The organism is Nonomuraea phyllanthi, from assembly GCF_006334985.2.
Classification (GTDB): Bacteria; Actinomycetota; Actinomycetes; order Streptosporangiales; family Streptosporangiaceae; genus Nonomuraea; species Nonomuraea phyllanthi.
Genome location: NZ_VDLX02000001.1, coordinates 827,275 through 844,661 on the forward strand (window position 1 = coordinate 827,275; position 17,387 = coordinate 844,661).

General features: G+C 70.6%; 20 protein-coding genes. 7 read left to right on the forward strand and 13 right to left on the reverse strand.

The annotated features are described in order from the left end of the window. Positions 1-30 precede the first annotated feature (30 nt). The 6 genes from FH608_RS03915 (at position 31) to FH608_RS03940 (ending at position 5,131) form a co-directional block, all read left to right on the forward strand. Positions 31-1,620: an acyl-CoA carboxylase subunit beta gene (locus FH608_RS03915; RefSeq protein ID WP_139628370.1), complete on the forward strand. Its 1,590-nt coding sequence runs from the start codon at positions 31-33 to the stop codon at positions 1,618-1,620. After that, positions 1,617-1,817, forward strand: a complete 201-nt coding sequence (locus FH608_RS03920) for an acyl-CoA carboxylase subunit epsilon (RefSeq protein ID WP_139628371.1) — start codon at positions 1,617-1,619, stop codon at positions 1,815-1,817. The genes FH608_RS03915 and FH608_RS03920 overlap by 4 nt, the downstream gene beginning before the upstream one ends. Positions 1,818-1,929: 112 nt before the next feature. Then, positions 1,930-2,871: an NYN domain-containing protein gene (locus FH608_RS03925; RefSeq protein WP_139628372.1), complete on the forward strand. Its 942-nt coding sequence runs from the start codon at positions 1,930-1,932 to the stop codon at positions 2,869-2,871. Between the two features lie 61 nt (positions 2,872-2,932). Then, positions 2,933-4,315 carry an AlkA N-terminal domain-containing protein gene (locus FH608_RS03930; protein ID WP_139628373.1) on the forward strand — a complete coding sequence of 461 codons (1,383 nt, stop codon included), beginning with the start codon at positions 2,933-2,935 and terminating at the stop codon, positions 4,313-4,315. Next, the gene (locus FH608_RS03935; protein ID WP_139628374.1) at positions 4,312-4,824 is read left to right on the forward strand and encodes a methylated-DNA--[protein]-cysteine S-methyltransferase; all 513 of its coding nucleotides are present in this window, start codon (positions 4,312-4,314) and stop codon (positions 4,822-4,824) included. The genes FH608_RS03930 and FH608_RS03935 overlap by 4 nt, the downstream gene beginning before the upstream one ends. Before the next feature lie 31 nt (positions 4,825-4,855). Then, positions 4,856-5,131: a hypothetical protein gene (locus tag FH608_RS03940; protein WP_226898924.1), complete on the forward strand. Its 276-nt coding sequence runs from the start codon at positions 4,856-4,858 to the stop codon at positions 5,129-5,131. 41 nt (positions 5,132-5,172) lie between these two features. Here the strand turns inward: FH608_RS03940 and FH608_RS03945 are convergent, their stop codons facing one another. Beyond that, on the reverse strand, positions 5,173-6,324 hold the full coding sequence (locus FH608_RS03945) for an MFS transporter (RefSeq protein WP_139628375.1): 1,152 nt from the start codon (positions 6,322-6,324) through the stop codon (positions 5,173-5,175). A gap of 90 nt (positions 6,325-6,414) precedes the next feature. On the opposite strand from FH608_RS03945, the gene FH608_RS03950 reads away from it, so the two are divergent. Beyond that, on the forward strand, positions 6,415-6,849 hold the full coding sequence (locus tag FH608_RS03950) for a MarR family winged helix-turn-helix transcriptional regulator (RefSeq protein WP_139628376.1): 435 nt from the start codon (positions 6,415-6,417) through the stop codon (positions 6,847-6,849). Here the strand turns inward: FH608_RS03950 and FH608_RS03955 are convergent. From FH608_RS03955 to FH608_RS04010, 12 genes are all read right to left on the reverse strand, one after another. Next, entirely contained in the window at positions 6,839-7,765 is a 927-nt protein-coding gene (locus FH608_RS03955) for a hypothetical protein (protein ID WP_226898926.1), read from the reverse strand. The genes FH608_RS03950 and FH608_RS03955 overlap by 11 nt on opposite strands. Then, the gene (locus tag FH608_RS03960; RefSeq protein ID WP_139628377.1) at positions 7,762-8,376 is read right to left on the reverse strand and encodes a lipoprotein; all 615 of its coding nucleotides are present in this window, start codon (positions 8,374-8,376) and stop codon (positions 7,762-7,764) included. The genes FH608_RS03955 and FH608_RS03960 overlap by 4 nt, the downstream gene beginning before the upstream one ends. After that, positions 8,373-11,051 carry a BTAD domain-containing putative transcriptional regulator gene (locus FH608_RS03965; RefSeq protein WP_226898927.1) on the reverse strand — a complete coding sequence of 893 codons (2,679 nt, stop codon included), beginning with the start codon at positions 11,049-11,051 and terminating at the stop codon, positions 8,373-8,375. The genes FH608_RS03960 and FH608_RS03965 overlap by 4 nt, the downstream gene beginning before the upstream one ends. 109 nt (positions 11,052-11,160) lie before the next feature. After that, a complete protein-coding gene (locus FH608_RS03970) occupies positions 11,161-11,565 on the reverse strand; it encodes a TadE/TadG family type IV pilus assembly protein (RefSeq protein WP_226898929.1) in 405 nt (134 codons plus the stop codon). After that, positions 11,562-11,978 (reverse strand): TadE/TadG family type IV pilus assembly protein, encoded by a 417-nt coding sequence (locus tag FH608_RS03975; protein WP_139628378.1) that lies wholly within the window; start codon positions 11,976-11,978, stop codon positions 11,562-11,564. Before FH608_RS03975 ends, FH608_RS03970 begins: the two co-directional genes overlap by 4 nt. After that, on the reverse strand, positions 11,975-12,400 hold the full coding sequence (locus FH608_RS03980) for a TadE/TadG family type IV pilus assembly protein (protein WP_226898930.1): 426 nt from the start codon (positions 12,398-12,400) through the stop codon (positions 11,975-11,977). Before FH608_RS03980 ends, FH608_RS03975 begins: the two co-directional genes overlap by 4 nt. A gap of 28 nt (positions 12,401-12,428) precedes the next feature. Continuing rightward, the gene (locus FH608_RS03985; protein ID WP_139628379.1) at positions 12,429-12,662 is read right to left on the reverse strand and encodes a hypothetical protein; all 234 of its coding nucleotides are present in this window, start codon (positions 12,660-12,662) and stop codon (positions 12,429-12,431) included. After that, the gene (locus FH608_RS03990) at positions 12,662-13,582 is read right to left on the reverse strand and encodes a type II secretion system F family protein (protein WP_139628380.1); all 921 of its coding nucleotides are present in this window, start codon (positions 13,580-13,582) and stop codon (positions 12,662-12,664) included. The genes FH608_RS03985 and FH608_RS03990 overlap by 1 nt, the downstream gene beginning before the upstream one ends. Next, on the reverse strand, positions 13,575-14,417 hold the full coding sequence (locus tag FH608_RS03995) for a type II secretion system F family protein (RefSeq protein WP_139628381.1): 843 nt from the start codon (positions 14,415-14,417) through the stop codon (positions 13,575-13,577). Before FH608_RS03995 ends, FH608_RS03990 begins: the two co-directional genes overlap by 8 nt. Before the next feature lie 3 nt (positions 14,418-14,420). Next, a complete protein-coding gene (locus FH608_RS04000; RefSeq protein WP_139628382.1) occupies positions 14,421-15,716 on the reverse strand; it encodes a CpaF family protein in 1,296 nt (431 codons plus the stop codon). Continuing rightward, entirely contained in the window at positions 15,713-16,429 is a 717-nt protein-coding gene (locus tag FH608_RS04005) for a hypothetical protein (RefSeq protein ID WP_139628383.1), read from the reverse strand. The genes FH608_RS04000 and FH608_RS04005 overlap by 4 nt, the downstream gene beginning before the upstream one ends. A 1-nt stretch (position 16,430) precedes the next feature. Continuing rightward, positions 16,431-17,102, reverse strand: coding sequence for a hypothetical protein (locus tag FH608_RS04010; protein WP_139628384.1), 672 nt, complete (start codon positions 17,100-17,102; stop codon positions 16,431-16,433). Between the last annotated feature and the right edge of the window lie 285 nt (positions 17,103-17,387).

Consider the following 17,387-nt stretch of genomic DNA (forward strand, 5'->3'; position numbering starts at 1 on the left):
ACTCTAGGCAGAACAGCTAGCCTTGCGCGCATGAGCACAGCCGCGGAGCCGATACCGGAAGAACCGGACATCCACACCACCGCTGGGAAGATCGCCGACCTGGAGCGGCGGCTCGACGAGGCCCTGCACGCGGGCTCGGCGGCGGCGGTGGAGAAACAGCACGCCAAGGGCAAGATGACCGCCAGGGAGCGGGTGCTCGCGCTGCTGGACGAGGGCTCGTTCGTGGAGTTCGACGAGTTCGCCAGGCACCGGTCCACGATGTTCGGGCTGGAGAAGCGGCGGCCGTACGGCGACGGCGTCATCGCCGGGCACGGCACGGTCGACGGCCGGCAGGTGTGCGTGTTCTCGCAGGACGTGACCGTGTTCGGCGGCTCGCTCGGCGAGGTGTACGGCGAGAAGATCGTCAAGGTGCTCGACCTGGCGATCAAGACCGGGTGCCCGATCATCGGCATCAACGAGGGCGGCGGCGCGCGGATCCAGGAGGGCGTGGTCGCGCTCGGCCTCTACGCGGAGATCTTCAAGCGCAACGTGCACGCGTCCGGCGTGATCCCGCAGATCTCGCTCATCATGGGCGCCGCGGCCGGCGGGCACGTCTACTCCCCCGCTCTGACCGACTTCGTGGTGATGGTGGATCAGACGTCCCACATGTTCATCACCGGACCCGACGTGATCAGGACGGTGACGGGCGAGGAGGTCACGTTCGAGGAGCTCGGCGGGGCGCACGCGCACAACACCAAGTCGGGCGTGGCCCACTACCAGGCCGCCGACGAGGAGGACGCGCTCGACTACGTCAAGGCGCTGCTGTCGTACCTGCCGTCGAACAACCTGGACGAGGGGCCGGTCTTCGAGGCCGCCACCGACCTGGAGCCCGACCCGGAGCTGGACGAGCTGATCCCCGACTCGCCCAACCAGCCGTACGACATGCACCAAGTGATCGAGCACGTGCTGGACGACGGGGAGTTCCTGGAGGTCCACGCGCTCTTCGCGCCCAACGTGGTGGTCGGGTACGGCCGCGTGGACGGCCAGCCGGTCGGGGTCGTGGCCAACCAACCCATGCATTTCGCGGGATGTCTTGATATCAACGCATCCGAGAAGGCTGCCAGATTTATTCGAACATGTGATGCCTTTAATATTCCGATACTGACTTTTGTGGATGTGCCGGGTTTCCTGCCCGGGACCGACCAGGAATGGAACGGAATCATCCGCCGGGGCGCCAAGCTCCTCTACGCCTACGCCGAGGCCACCGTGCCGCTCATCACGGTGATCACCCGCAAGGCGTACGGCGGCGCGTACGACGTCATGGGGTCCAAGCACCTCGGCGCCGACGTCAACCTGGCCTGGCCCACCGCCCAGATCGCGGTCATGGGGGCGCAGGGCGCGGTCAACATCCTCTACCGGCGCGAACTGGCCGCCTCCGACGACCCCGAGACCGAGCGCGCGCGGCTCGTCACCGAGTACGAGGACACGCTGGCGAACCCGTACATCGCGGCCGAGCGCGGCTACGTCGACGCGGTGATCCGGCCGTCCGACACCCGCCCCCAGATCGTCAGGGCACTGCGGGCGCTCAGGAACAAGCGGGCCACGCTCCCGCCCAAGAAGCATGGGAACATCCCGCTGTGAAGCCGGATCTCGTCATCGTCCGGGGCGACGCCACGCCCGAGGAGGTCGCGGCTTTGGTGGCCGTCCTCGCCACCCGGCACGGCCGGCAGCAGCCCTCTCCGGCCCCGCGCCGGCGAACGTGGCGAAACCCTGTCAGAGCTATGCGTAAGCCTGTCCTTCCAGGGAAGTCGGCATGGCGGATGAGCGCACTACCCTAGATAGATCCCGAGAATCGGGTGTCAAGTTCCCCGGGAGTTGGGACTATCTAGAGAAAGTATGGCGTATATAGTCAGCCGATCAACTAACTAACACCGCGGCCTGGAGGACGACATGGCCATCCCAGACCTCATGCCGCATCCTGTGGCAGCCAAGTACGCCGTCCTGGTGGATGTCGGTTATCTGTATGCGGCGGCAGGTGAAGTGCTGCTCGGCGCCAAGGAGCGCAAGGAATATCGGGTGGCCGCCGATGAGCTCATCCAGAGTCTACAGAAACATGCAGAGGAACGTATTTCCGGCGAACTTCTGCGGATCTATTGGTATGACGCAGCCCGTGACCGCGTGCCCACCGTCGACCAGCGGGTCATCGCCCAGCTGCCCTGGGTCAAGGTGCGCCTCGGCAACCTGAACGCCCGTGGCCAGCAGAAAGGGGTGGACGCGCAGATCAGGAGCGATCTGGAGGCCCTGGCCCGACATCATGCGGTCACCGACACGATACTGCTGGCCGGTGATGAGGACATGGTTCCGGCGGTCGAGGCGGCGCAGGCGTACGGCGTGCGCATCCATTTGTGGGGCGTCGAGCCGCCTTACGGCACCAACCAGGCCGAGCGCCTGGTATGGGAGTCCGACACCGTGGAAGTGATCACTGCAGATTTCCTGAGGCCCTTTTTCAGCCGTGCTCCCCAGCCCGTGGCCGTCCCGCCGCCCGCAGCCGCGCCCTCGCCCGCGCAGGTCTTCGCCGGGCGCGCGCCCGTCAAGCCGCACGCCAAGCCCGGCCAGGTGGCCAAGCTCGGGCCGAGCCGCCCGCGCGTGGAGGACGTCGGCGAGCACGTGGCGCAGAAGTGGATCCTGACCCGCGGCCGCGACAACATCCGCGACCTGCTGCCCGGGCCGATCCTGCCGACCGTGATCGACACCGAGCTGCTGATCGAGGCGGAGAAGGAGCTCGGCCACTCGCTGCGCCCCTACCCGGAGGCCCGGGTGTGGCTGCGCGACGGCTTCTGGGCCAGGGTCTACCGGGAGTTCGACCTGGGGGTCGGCGTCTCGTCCAAGTAGCGCACGTACACGTCCGATTTCCGCCAGTCGGCGCCTCTGGGGAGCGCATACTGTCGGAGGCATGTCACCACTCGAGCTCGACTTCGACTCCTGTTACCGGGCCGTCTCCGCCAGGGACGCCCGGTTCGACGGGCGCTTCTACACGGCGGTGACCACGACGCGCATCTACTGCCGTCCTATCTGTCCGGCCCGTACGCCCGCGTCGCGCAACGTCCGCTTCTACCGGCACGCGGCGTCCGCCGAGGCCGCCGGGTTCCGGCCGTGCAAGCGCTGCCGTCCCGAGCTGTCGCCCGGCGATCCCGGCTGGGACGTGCGGGGCGACCTCGTGGGCCGCGCGCTGCGGCTGATCGACGACGGGGCCGCCGACGAGCACGGCGGCGTCACGGGGCTGGCCAAGCGGCTGCACATCACCGAACGGCACCTGCACCGGCTGTTCGTCGCCGAGCTGGGCGTCGGCCCGCTGGCCGTGGCCAGGACCAAGCGGCTGCTGCTCGCCAAGCAGCTCCTGACGGAGACCGGGCTGCCGGTCACGGAGGTGGCGTTCGCGGCGGGGTTCGGGAGCGTCCGGCAGTTCAACGCGACGATGCGCGAGACGTACGGCTTCACGCCCAGCGAGCTGCGGGCCACGGCCGGACCCCGGGCTTCCGACGCGGCGCTCCGGCTCCGGCTGCACCGGCGCGAGCCGTACGACGTGGAAGGGGTGTTCGCGTTCCTCGCGGCACGCGCCATTCCCGGACTGGAGGTGGCAACCCCCACCTCCTACGCACGATCTGTGCCGGGCGGGACGATCACCCTCACACCGCGACAGGACCACATAGCCCTGGACGTCGTGGTGGACGACACGCGGCACCTCGCCCGCGTCGTCGCCCGCTGCCGCCGCCTGCTCGACCTCGACGCCGACCCCGGCGCCATCACCGAGATCCTCGGCACCACCTCGCTCGCCCCCCTGGTGGAGGCCCGTCCCGGGCTGCGGGTGCCGGGCACGTTCGACGGCTTCGAGCTGGCCGTACGCGCGGTCGTCGGCCAGCAGATCTCCGTCGCGGGCGCCCGCACGCTCCTCGGCCGCATCGTCGCCCGAGCCCCGGGCGACCTCTTCCCCACCCCCGCCGAACTCCTCGACACCGACCTCACGGGGCTCGGCCTGACCAACCGCCGAGTCGCCACACTCAAGCACCTGGCCGCCCGCATGGCGGACGGCCAGATCGACCTCGACGGCGGCCAGGAACCCGCCGAGGCGGTGGCGGCCCTGCTCGCCGTCCCCGGCATCGGCCCGTGGACGGCCAGCTACATCGCGCTGCGGGCGCTCCGCGACCCGGACGCGTGGCCCGTGGGCGACCTCGTGCTCAAGAAGCGCATGGCCTGCCTCGGCATCCCCGACGACCACATCGAGCGGTGGCGGCCCTGGCGGGCCTACGCCGCCCTGCATCTCTGGAGCTCATCATGATCGCTGCCCAGCTCGTACCGACTCCCGTGGGGCCGCTGTCCCTGCTGTCCCGCGAAGGAGTGCTCGTGGCGGCCGGCTTCACCGCCGACCCCACGGAGATGTTCGTACGCCTGACGCCCGCCCTGCAGTCGGAGGGCCTGGAGGTCGTGGACGACCTCGGACCCGCCGCCTCGGCGACCCGCGCGTACCTGGCGGGCGACCTGGACGCCCTGGACGAGATCCCGGTCTCGCAGCCCGGCTCGCCCACCCGCAAGCGGCTCCACCAGGCCCTTCGCGAGGTCAAGGCGGGGACGACGGTGTCGTACGCGGAGCTGGCGGAGCGCGCGGGGCTCCCGCGCACGGCTGCCCGCGCGGCCGGCTCGGCCTGCGCCCAGAACCTGATCGCGCCGTTCGTGCCGTGCCACCGGGTGCTGCCGAGCGGCGGGGGGTATGGGGGGTACTACTACGGCGTACCGGTCAAGGAATGGCTGATCGCCCACGAGTCGGGACAGATGATGAACGCAGGGTGATGAATGCGCTGCCTTCGGTAATCTCGCTGTGGTGCTCGCGCTGCTGCCCGAGTCCGTCATCACCAAGTTCAGGGAGAACGCAGTGGCCGTCCTGGATGAGATCAAGCACCCGTGGGTGCGTGGCTGGATCGACTACGGCAAAGCCATGGGCGAGACGAGAGCCATCCTCATGGTCCTGCAACAGCGCCTCATCCCTGTCCCCGAGGAAGCACGGGATCGCATTCTCGCCTGCACGGATGAGACCACCCTCGAAACCTGGATCGCCCGATCTCTCACCGTTCACAACACCGACGAACTCTTCGACTGACCCGGCAGGGGCGCGCATGCCGTGCTCGCCCCTGGCAGCAGTCAGGCGGGGGCGAGGCGGCGGGCCTGGAGGCCGGCGGCGCCCGCCACCGCGAGGCCCACCAGCCCCAGGAGGACGGCCGTCCAGGCGGGGGCCGTGTAGCCGAGGCCGGCGTCGATGGTGAGGCCCGCCGCGAAGGAGCCGATCGCGTTGCCCAGGTTGAAGGCGCCGATGTTGGCCGCCGAGGCGAGCGTCGGCGCGCCGGCGGCGGCGTCCAGGACCCGCGTCTGCAGCGGCGGGACGGTGGCGAAGGCGGCCACCCCGAACAGCGTGATGGCGATGACGAAGGCCATCTGGTCGCCCGACACCAGCGCGACCGCCACGGCCAGGAGCGTGAGCAGGGCGACCGAGCCGTAGATGCTCGGCATGACGGCGCGGTCCGCGAGCCTGCCGCCGATGAGGTTGCCCACCACCAGGCCCACCCCGAACAGGGCCATGACCACCGGCACGGCCCCGGGCGAGAAGCCGCCCACGCCGGTCATGATGGGGGCGATGAAGGTGATGACGGCGAAGACGGGGGCGAAGCCGAAGACGGTCATCGCCAGCGCCAGCCAGACCCCGCCCGTACGGAACGTCGCCAGTTCGCGCAGGACGCCGCCGGTGGGGCGCGGACGGCGAGGCACGAGCGCCAGCACCCCCGCCAGCCCGGCCACGCCGATCACCACCACGACCCAGAACGTGGCCCGCCAGCCGTACGCCTGACCGATCCAGGTGCCGAGGGGCACGCCCAGGACGTTCGCGAGCGTGAGGCCGGTGAACATCAGGGCGATGGCGCTGGCCCGCTTCCGTGGCGCCACCAGGTCGGCAGCCACCACCGAGCCGACGCCGAAGTACGCGCCGTGCGCGAAGGCCGACAGGAACCGCCCGGTCATCAGCACCGCGTACGAGGGCGCCAGCGCCGACAGCGCGTTCCCCACGATGAACAGCACCATCAACGACAGCAGCATCGTCTTGCGCGACAGCCGCCCGCCGAGCATGGTCAGCGGCGGCCCGCCGACCGCCACGCCCAGGGCGTAGCCGGACACGAGCAACCCGGCGGCCGGGATCGTCACCCCGAAGTCGGACGCCACCTCGGGCAGCAGTCCGTTGATGATGAACTCGGTGGTCCCGATGCCGAAGGCGCTGATCGCGAGGGCGAACAGGGCGAGAGGCATACAATACTCCTCAAGAGACGTTAGTGAGCGTAGACATTATTTGCACACGCCGACTAACTGACCATACAAGCATGCCGAGGAGACTGTCACGTGCCCCTAGCCGATGACGCCGTGGAGGCGCGCGCCCAGGGCTGGCGCACGCTCGCGGCACTGCACGCCAAGATCGAGGACAGGCTGGAGAAGGCGCTCCAGAAGGACCACGAGCTGAGCGTGAGCGAATACACCGTGCTGGACGCGCTGGCCAGGCAGGACGGCTGGCACATGCGCATGCAGCAGCTCGCCAGGGCCGTCGTGCTCAGCCAGAGCGCCACCACCCGGCTGGTGACGCGCCTGGAGAAGCGCGACCTGCTCCGGCGCTACCTGTGCGAGGACGACCGGCGCGGGATCTACTCGGAGGTGACGCAGGCCGGGTTCGAGCTGCTCGGCCAGGCGCGCCCCACGCACGACGCCGTGCTGAAGGAGGTGCTCGACGAGGCGGCGGAGCTGCCCGAGCTGGCCCTGCTCGTCGCGGTGGTCAGGGCTTGACGTTGCTCTGGATCTCCCCGACCGGCACATCTCTGGTCGTGTCGACCTGTACGGGTGCGAACTGGACCGGCACCACGTCTCCGGCCACCTCCACCGGCCAGACGGTGGTGACGGTGAGTATGTACTTCTCACTCGGCTGGTCGATGGAGGAACGCAGGTAGCGCACGCCGCAGGTGAACTCGCCACCCTCGACGTACGGCTTCCCGCTCGTCCCGCAACCGTCCTCACGCACCTCCGCCCGGTCGGCGGTCGTGCCAGGGTCGATCTCGATCTTCTGCAATGTGGCTACCACGGTGGCGCTCATGACGCCGGGGATCGTCGCGGTCACCGATCTGCGCGGCTCCCCGATACCTTCCACCCACACCCAGGTCGGTAGGTTGACATAACTTTTGGCGTCGGGATTCAGCTTGACTGTCGGCTCGGGTACGGTCAGCGCCGCCCTGGCGATCTCCGCCAACTCCTGAATGGTGATCCCAGCCGGCGGCGTGGTGCCGGGCGGCACGAACACGAACGGGTCCAGGCCGGCGAAGCAGGCCTCCCCCTTCGGATCGGCGGCGTTGTAGGCCGGACCCCACCAGCGTCCGTCCTTGCCGACCTGGTCCTTGAACTGCTTGAGGAACTGCTGGAACTTCTCCTCGGTCGGGTTCTTGGTAAACCTGAACCAGTAATCCCGCAGCCCCTCCTGTGTCTTGAGCATCTCGCTCGCGTCCAGACCGGGCTCATACCAGCAGGGACGTTTGAGCACGTAGCCATCCGCCTCGCCGCCCTTGGCGCCGTTCCCCGAGATTATGATCTTGGAGTTGAACAGGTCGACACCCACGGTGTTGCCGTCCTTGAAGCCCCTGCCGTTCGGCTGGTCGCCGGGGAAGCCGAACATCGTCAGGGTCGCGACGACCATCGGGATCAGGCGGTTCATCCTGGGCAGCCTTCCATGTCGTAACGAAGCCCTCTGATCCGCCACACGCCGTCGTCACCGCGGTGCGCGAGCGCGGCCTGGAGGTACGGGGTGCGCACCCAGTCGGGCTGCGGCACGACCGCCTTGCCGGTACGCGTGGAGATCAAGCGCGTCTCAGACTCGTCCACACACGCGTTGATCTGCGCGCCTTTGCCGACGACTGCGGCAACGCGCAGGTTGTAGAGGCGGGCAGTGCCTTTCACCGTCTTCTCCTGTTCGGTGTATCTATGCACCCAGTCGTACACTTCTGGGGCCGCCGACAGTTCAATGTCCAGATCCGATAGGTATCGATCGCTGCCGGAGACGAGCGCCTTTCTGGACGCGAGGTAGTAGTCGGTGATGACCTCCAGGAGCGGGTCACGCTTGGCGGGCCAGTCGATGTTCACCCGGAGCTTGCCGCCGCCGATCGTGACGGACTCAGGCCCGGACGGCCTGGGTTCGGACGCCATGGGCTCGGGCTCCGTCGCGCCGGCCGTGGGTGGGCGGGCCGCGCCCCCGCCCGGCGTGTACGCGCGCTCCGCCTGGCCACAGCCCGCCAGCACGAGCGCCAGGAGCACGATGACTCGTCTCATGCCGATGACTCCCTCACCACATGGATGCGCCACGTAGGCAGCAGTTCCTCGATCAGCGCCTCGGTCTCCGGGGCCATCCCGCCGCCGTACGGGTGTGAGGCCGCCCTGCGGGTCAGTCCCTCGACGACGGCGCGCAGCCGTACCGTGTCCTCGGTCGCGTGCGTGGCCCGTAGCAGGTCGCGCCAGAGGCCCTCGTCGTCGGCCGCCAGCAGCAGGCCCTGGCGTACGGCCGCCACCGCGGCGTCCGGCCGGCCGTGGGCAAGCCGGAGCTCGGCGAGCTGGTGCGCCGCGTCCGCCACGGCGGCGGCCACGTCGTACTCCAGGTCCTCGCCCGCCAGCCAGGCATACCTGCCCGGCTGGCGGCCGGTCAGCAGGGGGCCTCTGACCAGGCCGAGCGCCTTCTCCAGGAGGGCGGCGCCGGTGGGCGGGTCGCCGTGCGCGCGGCGTACGAGCTCGCGGAACAGCGCCCAGTCCGTACGCACCTCCGGCCCGAGCCTGATGCGGCCGGCTTCGTCGGTGAGGAGGTGTTCGGGGCCGAGCCATTCGGCGACCCTGGCGATCGTGGCGTCCCTGACCATGGACTGGACGCCGCGCGGCCAGAGGACCCCGCCCAGTACGGAGGGGTGCACGCCGCCGGGGTGCGTGGCGAGGTAGACCAGCAGCTCGGTGGCCAGCGCCATGCGGCCTTCCTCCAGCGGGCGCAGGCCCGTGACCTCGATGGGGCCGAGGATCCTGATCTCGACGGCGGGCGGGTGCCGGAGCCCTTCCAGCGGCTCGGCCTCGGGGACGGGCTCGCCGTCGAGCCGGCCGGCCGTGCGGAAGAGGTCGATCAGGGCCTGGTAGTGGCGGCGGGGCAGGAGCTGGGCCTGGACGTCGAAGCCGAGCTCGGCGATCCTGGCGCGGCCGTCGTCGCCGATCTCCAGCGTCCAGGTGGCGTGCGGCACGTCGCCCGCGAGGACGTATCCGGCGGTGTCGCGCCGGGCCAGCAGCGCCAGCCGCCGGGCCTCCTCGTGCGTGGGCGCCACGGCCGACAGCAGGTAGTGAGCGTGTCGGGGGCTGCCGGTGATGCGTCCGGTCAGCACCTCCCTGCGCGGGGCGGCGCTCGCCTCCAGCTCGGGCAGCACCTCGGCCAGCCCGCCGACGGCCTTGATCCGGTCGGGGGCGATGACGGTCAGCTCCTCGCCGAAGCCGACAAGGGTGATGCGCATGCGGTCGGACCAGCGGTTGGTGGCCAGCTCGACGGCGAGCGCGGCCAGCGCGGCGGTGGTCTGCGGGCCGCGTACGTTGATCAGGCCCTGCGCGGCCTCCAGGTCGATGAGCACGCGCCCGCCGGCGTCCGTGCCGATGGAGACGAGCCCGGGGTACGGCGCACCGCCGGGCTGGTCCTCGAGGAGACGCCCCTCGTGGGCGGGGAGCCGCCAGACCTGGCCGCCGTCCTGGGCCGTCCACGGTGCGGGCGCGTCGCCGTCCGGCGGGTGGATCCACAGGTCGAGCGTGCGGGCCGACAGGTGCGCCCCGTACACGGTGGGCGGCGTGCGGTGCTGCGCGGCCAGCTCGGCGCCGAGCAGGCGCAGGCCGATGTCGAGGATGCGGGCGCCCGGCGCGTCGCCACCCAGCCTGAGCGCCGCCTCGGCCTTGGCGGCGTCGTCGCGCGGCCGGACGATCCGGCGGCCGAACATCCGGTGCCACAGCTGCTCGCGCCGCCGCCTGGCCAGCACCAGCAGCAGGCCGGCGGCGGCGAGCGAGGCCGTGGCGAGGTAGTCGGTCAGGTCGCCCGATGGGCTCTCCCTGATGGTGATCTGTTCCTGATCGCTCTGCCGCTGCTCAGGCTGCCGGTGCCTCGCCTCTCGTCTTGCCTCGGGTCTCGCGTCGGTCCGCTGCTCGATCCGGTCGGTCTTGGAGCCGTGTTCGAGGCGCGGGTCCAGGTGCACCCTGCCGGGGTGCTCGCGCAGCGTCTCCTCGCGGGGCTGGCCGACGGGTACGACGTTCGTGTGCTTGGCGTCGTCCGGCATGTCCAGCACCCAGCCGGGCCTGATCAGGTCGGCCATGCGCAGGCGGGTGCCGTCCGGCTGCTCCTTCGCCTGGTTAAGCCGGTAAATCTCGGGATATCGGCGGCCGTCGCCCAGGCACTTCTCGGCGATCTCCCACAGGCTCTCGTGGTGGCGCCCGTGCGGGGGCTGCACGACGTACACCTTCTTGGTCTTCTGCGCCTCCGGCGCCTTCTCGACGACCGGCGCCGAGTACGCGACCGCCGTCACGGGATGCGGCGCGGGCGGCGGCGCCAGCTTGACCAGCGGCGCGACCATCGCCCCCGTCGTGAAGAGCAGCAGCACGGCGCCGACGAGCTTGTTGGCCAGGGCCTGCGTCCCGCCCGAGAACGGCACGCGGGCGGGCATGCCGACCCTGCGCACCCCGGCGTACACCTCGACCAGCACGCACAGGAACAGCTGGAACCAGGCCAGCCACACCAGCAGCACCAGCACCGCGACGACCGTGCTCGGGCCGACGCGGCCGGTGAGCACGTCGAGGTCGAGCAGTTCGGGTGCGATCGGCGGGCCGACGAAGGTGAGCAGCGCGTACGGCACGCCGCCCACGAGCGCGACCAGCACGATCAGCGACGCGATGCCGGCCAGCACGTCACCGGGACCGCGCCTGGCCTTGACGCGCACGGGCACGTGACGTCCGTGTGAACGCGCGGGCTCTCGCGTCGCCATCGTCTCTCCCCTCCGCCATACAGCGTCGTGCCTCGTCCGTACGCCGATCCATCAAGTGGTGCGATTCGGTCTATCTCGCTTCTGGAGCGGCGACCGCCCGGCCGGTCATCTCCGAGCCGGGGAACCCGATCGCGCCCAGGAAGAACGCCTCCCACCGCACCGTCACGGTGACGGTCACCTGGGCCTGGCCGGCGGCGCACTCGCCGCGCGCGACGTCGTCGCCGCCCTGAGCCGCGACGATCTCGTCCGCCCTGGCGCACACCTCGCCCTCGCCGAGCAGCCGGGTCTCCCCCGTCGCGCGCAGGTGGTCGACGTCGATCTCGTCGGCCCCGGCCCGCGCGGCCTGCTCGGCCACGTCGGCGGCGCGCAGCCGGGCGTTGATCGCCGCGCCGCCGTCCACGAGCAGCCCGGCCAGCAGGAACACGACGACGGAGAAGAGCACGGTGAACACCGACATCGACCCCCGCTCCCTCATTCGACCCTCCTGAACTGCTCGATCGGCACCACGGCCGTGCCGGTCAGCCGCTTGGAGCCGCCGAAGCCCAGGAAGCCGAGGTCGAGCTCGCAGGTCACCTCGGCCTGGACCTCGCCGCCCTGCTCCCACTCCGAGCCGTCCAGCGAGACGGCCGGCGACCCGCAGGGGCCGGTGAGCACGCCCTCGGCGATGGACTCGGCGGCGGCCTCGGCGTCGTCCAGCGTGCGCTGCACCGACGCGGCGCGGGCCGCGTCCCTGGCCGCCCCGTTGACCCGGCCCTGCGACTCCACCAGCACCCCCGCCCCGGCCAGGAACATGAGGAACAGCAGGAAGACGGGGGCCAGCATCACGGTCTCCACGGCCATGGAGCCCTTCTCGGTCTCCTTCTCAGTCTCCTTCTCGGGCCGCCTCACGAGCAGTCCTCGCCGCCGTTGTCGGGGCGGAAGCACTCGACGGGCCCGCCCGCCGTGGCGCTGATCGTGAACGTCAGCTCCGGCAGGAGCGGGATCACCTGGACGGCACTGCCGCTCACGGTGACGAAACGCTCGTCGGGTTCCTTCTCGGACGTCGTGGCCGTAGCGCTCTGGAGCAGCTTCGGGCCGATGGCCTTGACGATGTCGGTGGCCTTGGCGGTGGCCTGGCCCGGCCAGTCACCCGAGTCGAACGGCGCCGCCCTGGCCACCCTGGCGCCCTCCCGGGCGGCCGCCTCCGCGACCTGCCGGGCGTGGAACCAGAGCGCCACCTGCACGATGAGCAGCACGACCGCCAGGATGACCGGCATGAGGATGGCCAGCTCGATCACCGTCGCGCCGCGCTCCCCCCTCTTCCGGGCCACCGTCGCTGTCGCGCCGCGCTCGCCCGGCCTACGGGTTGGTGTCACCGGCGTTGCCACCGCCGCCGAAGGTGCCTTCGATCTCACTCTGCTTCTGCTCGACGAGCGTCTTGATGAGGGTGGCCAGGCCGAGCGCGACACCGGCGATGATGGCGGTGATGATCACCCATTCGACGGCGGAGGCCCCGCGGGTGGGGGCGGTGCGGGCGCGGTGGATGCGCACGCCCAGGTACGCGGTGAGGTACACGATCCAGGGATGGTTCATCAGGACCCCAACATCTTCATAGCGGCGGGAAAACTGAGAAAGATCACGAAACCGGCGCAGAGCAGGAGCTGGGCCACGAGCATCGACTGCGAGCGCTCGCCTGCCCTGCCCTCGATCTCCGCCAGCTCGCGGCGGCGCAGCGTGGCGGCCCGCGCGGTCAGCGACGCGCGCACCTTGGCACCGTCGTCGGCCACCAGGCCCAGCGCGGCGGACAGGTCGCGCAGCTCGTCGACGTTGATCTCCTCGCCGAGCTGGCCGAGCGCCTGCCACGGTGTGATGCCGACGATCCTGGCCCCGCTCAGGGCGTCGCGGATGCGGCTCATCGCCCAGTTCGGCTGCTCGCCGCTCACCGAGACGGCCATCATCAGGGCCTCGGGTACGCCACGGCCGCCGGCCAGGTTCATGGAGACGAGGTCGAGGAACGCCCCGACCACGTGACGGAAGTCGCGCCGCTTGGCCGCCGCGTCCTTCTTCACCTGCAGGTCGGGCAGGAAGAAGAAGACGAGCGCGACGAGCACCGCGGCCCAGAACGGGATGGCGAGCGAGGCGCCCCACCCCATGAGCACCAGCCAGCCGAGCAGCAGCGGGAACGCCAGCAGGCCGCCGGCCGCCAGCAGCACCTTGCCGGCGAGGTACGCCTCGAACGAGCGGCCGGTCAGCGCCAGGTCCGCCTTGACCGACCGGACCTCCCAGCCGCGGGCGGCGTACAGGCGGGCCAGGCGGACGCCCAGGCCGCGGCGGAACTCGCCGACCTCCTCGTCGGGCAGCACGAGCTGGATGCGGGGACCGCCCGCGTCCTCGCGCACGGCGTCGAGCGCGAGCAGCCGCGCGACCAGCCCCGGCCGGGCCGGGAAGAGCGCCCTCAGCAGCACGAACAGACCGAGCCCGAGTACGGCTCCGCCCAGCGCGCCCTCAATCATGGCCACCTCCCCCCATGAGCAGCCGCGTCGGCTTGTCGAACCTGGCCAGCCGCCGCATCCAGGCGAACCCGGCCCCGAACAGGCCGGCGACGACCACGAGCACGGCCTGGCCGAGGAAGTCCTCGTACTCGGCGACGTACGACGGGTTGAAGAGGATGAGGAGCCCGGCGAAGACCAGCGCGGTGATCACCACGATCTGGACGCTGCGCCTGGTCGAGCGGCGTTCGGCCTCGACGCGGCGGCGCATGTCGAGCTCCTCGCGGGCCGAGACGGCCAGCGCGCCGAGCACGTCGCGCAGGCCGGGGCCGCGCAGCCGGGAGTTGAGGATGAGCGCGGCCACCACGAGGTCAGCCGAAGGATCGTCGAGCTCGTCGGCGAACATCGCCAGCGCCTCGGGCAGCGCCATCCTGGTGTGCAGCCGGTCGATCATGGCGCGCAGGTGGGGCCGGAGCATGGGCGCGGCGGCCCGGATGGACGACGGGATGGCCTGTTCGAGCCCGGCCGCGCCGGCGATCGTGTCGCGCAGGGACTCGGTCCAGGCGGCGAGCCCTTCGAGGCGGCGCATGGCGGCGCGCTCCTCGGCCGCGCCGCCCGACAGGCCGCGCCAGGAGAACACGAGCAGCACCGTGCCCACCGCCAGCACCGGCCAGCCGGTGATGATCATGACCAGGCCGGCGGCCACTGCGGCCGTCGCGGTACGGGTGGTCAGCATCTTGATGAGGTGGCGCTTGGGCTGGGGCGGGCGTGGGCGCATGCCGTACAGGGCCATGAAGAACAGGAACAGGCCGCCGCCGGCGAGCGCTCCCGCCAGCATCGCGAACGGATCGAAGGTCATCTCTCACCACCCGCCGGGCGTGTAGCCGTGGGCGATGAGCTCCTCCAGGCAGGAGACCGGGGCGTGCGGGACGGCGGTGCCGTCGGGGCCCGGCACGAACACCTCGCTCGACAGCACGCGGCCGTCGCAGCCGTTGACCTCGCGGATGCTGGAGACGTAGCGGCGCAGGGAGCCGCCGACGTTGTAGTCGTTGCGCTTCTCGATGAAGACCACGAAGTCGATGGCTCCCGCGATGAGCATGTGGGTGGCGTCGATGGGCAGGCGTTCGGCGGCCTGCAGGGCGTACGTGGAGATGCGGTTGAAGACCTCCATGCTGGAGTTGGCGTGGATGGTCGACAGGGAGCCGTCGTTGCCCTGGGTCATCGCGTTGAGCATGGTGACGATCTCGTCGCCGAGGACCTCGCCGACGATGACGCGGCTGGGGTTCATGCGCAGGGAGCGCCTGACCAGCTCGGCCATGGAGATCTCGCCCTGGCCCTCGGAGTTGGGCAGGCGCTGCTCGAAGGCGACGACGTTGGGGTGGAGCTCGGGGAACTGGTCGAGGCCCAGCTCCAGGGCGCGTTCGACGGTGATGAGGCGCTCGCTGGGCGGGATCTCGTTGGCCAGGGCCCTCAGCAGGGTGGTCTTGCCGGCGTTGGTGGATCCGGCGATCATGATGTTCTTGCGGGCGGCGACGGCGGCCGTAAGAAACTTCCCTATGTCCCGACTTATCGTGCCGTTACCCGCCAAGTCGGATAGGAAGACCTTGCCGAGGCGGGCGCGGCGGATCGAGACCGCCGGCCTGACGGTGACGTCCATGACGGCGCTCAGCCGCGAACCGTCGGGCAGGCGCAGGTCGAGCTGCGGGTTGGCGGTGTCGAACGGCCTGCTCGACAGGCCCGAGTACGCCGCCAGGATCTGGATGAGCTCGATCAGCTCCTCGTCGGACTCGGCGACCGGGTCGTGCATGCCCTCGCGGCCGTCCGCGTAGCTGACGAAGACCCTGTCGCAGCCGTTGATGTCGATGTTCTCGACGTCCTGGTCGTCGAGCAGCGGCTGCAGCCTGCCCACGCCGAACAGCGCGGCGTGGATGCCGGCCGCCAGCGCCTCCTCCTCCTCGACGGTGGGCGGGGTACGGCCGAGCCCGATCTCGCTGCGCGCGTGCTCCTCCAGGACCTGGGAGATCAGCGCGCGGGCGAACTGGCGCTCGTCCTCCCCCGTCATGGGAGGCAGGCCGTTGGCCTGGTCGAGCCTGCGCTGGTGGGCCAGGCGGTCGCCGACCTCCTGGCGGAAGCGCTTGACCAGCGAGTGGTCGATCATCGTTGCGTCACCAGCCTCTGCGCCAGGTCTCTCGCCGTACGGATGAGGAGGGAGCGGTCGAGGCGTCCGCCCCACTGGCCGCGCAGCAGCTCGGCGCCCTTGGGGTCGTGGGCGAGGCCGTGGACGTACTGGACGGCCGGGCCGACGATCCTGCGCACGTCGTCGATGGAGCCTCGGTAGTTACGCGGGTCGGCGATCACGGCGACGCCGTGGGCCTTGGTGATCTGGAGGCGTTCGCGCAGGTGGGCGACGTGGTCAAGGGTGGCCCTGGTGAGCAGCACGACCTGCTCGGCCTCGGCGATCAGGTCGTCGAGCTGCGGGTGCGCGCCGAGACGGCCGCAGTCGGCGATCACGTCGGCGTTCGGCACGGCGGCCAGCGCCCTGCCGAGCGGGCCCCACATCCAGGTGAGCCCGGCGGCCTGCTCGCCGTGGGTCAGCCCGACGAGAACGTCGAGCCCGCCGACGATCTTCTGCGTGTGCTGGTGGAGCTGGGCGGGCTCGAGCCCCCGCCGCGCCGTGGCGCCGAGGCTGAGCAGGCCCTTGCCGGTGTTCAGCACGCCGCCGTCCGCGGCCGGGAGCCGGTAGGCGAGATCGCCGCCCGCCGGGTCGCACTCGGCCAGCAGGACGGGGCGCGGCCACACCGCCGCCAGGGCCGTCGCCGCAGTCGTCACACCCGGCGCGCCCTTGTCGGCGGCCAGTACGATCAGCGCCACGTCAGCGTGCCCCCGGTAGCTCGGCCACGGCGACCTCGCCGCTGGAGGCGAGCGCCACTATTTCCGGCGATGCCGACGCATCCACCACCACAGTGATTTGGCCGGAATTTCCCGTCCGGGACTTGTCGCCGACCGAGAAGACGAGGGCGCTTTCCGCGAGTACGCGCGATTGTCCCTGACTCGAACGGCTCGGCACGAATATGAGCTGGACGCGGTCGCCCTGCGCCACTCCCGCAGGCATTTGCCCCGGTTTAAGGGCGAGGCCGACGGTCGCCTTCCCCTCGCCCAGCTCGGAGCTCACCTTGACGCCCATCTTGCTCGTCAGCAGGGTGCCGGGCAGGACGGTCACGGCCGCGAAGCTCTCGGTCACCAGCTTGCGCTGCGACCAGCTCACGTAGTCGACGCCGCTGTCCGCGGCGATCTTGACCTCTTCGAGCGCCTGCTCGGGGAACCGCTGGCCCGCGCCGACCTGCTGCGTGACGCGGATGGCGGAGACGCGGTCGCCGCTGCGCAGCACGAGCAGGGTGGTGGCCAGCGCGCCGCCGAGAATGAGCAGGACGGCGAGCGCGGCCAGGGCCGGCTTGCGCTCTCTGGGGGGCACGGGGAGCTTGCGCGAGGCCGGGCCGGACAACCCCGCCGCCGCGTTGACGGCAGGCTTTTCACTGGTCCTCATGGGTGGGGGGCTCCCGATTGAATCGTGGAATTCCCGCCATTATGTGGGGCTCGGCGGGTACGCGGGGGCGGAATGCGAGGACCCATGCTTGTTTCGCAGGTGGCCGGGTGTCAACCGGAAATAATCAATGCTTATTGTTTCTATCAAGTTGACGGCTGCTGATTTTTCCGGCTACCGGCAACTTCTCTAACATCAGACCCAACATTCACGCTTCTTCACGGCTTTATCGCCTTCTGCGGCGGCCGAGTTGTCCACAGGCGGCTGGAGCACCCGCCGTCGTTGTCC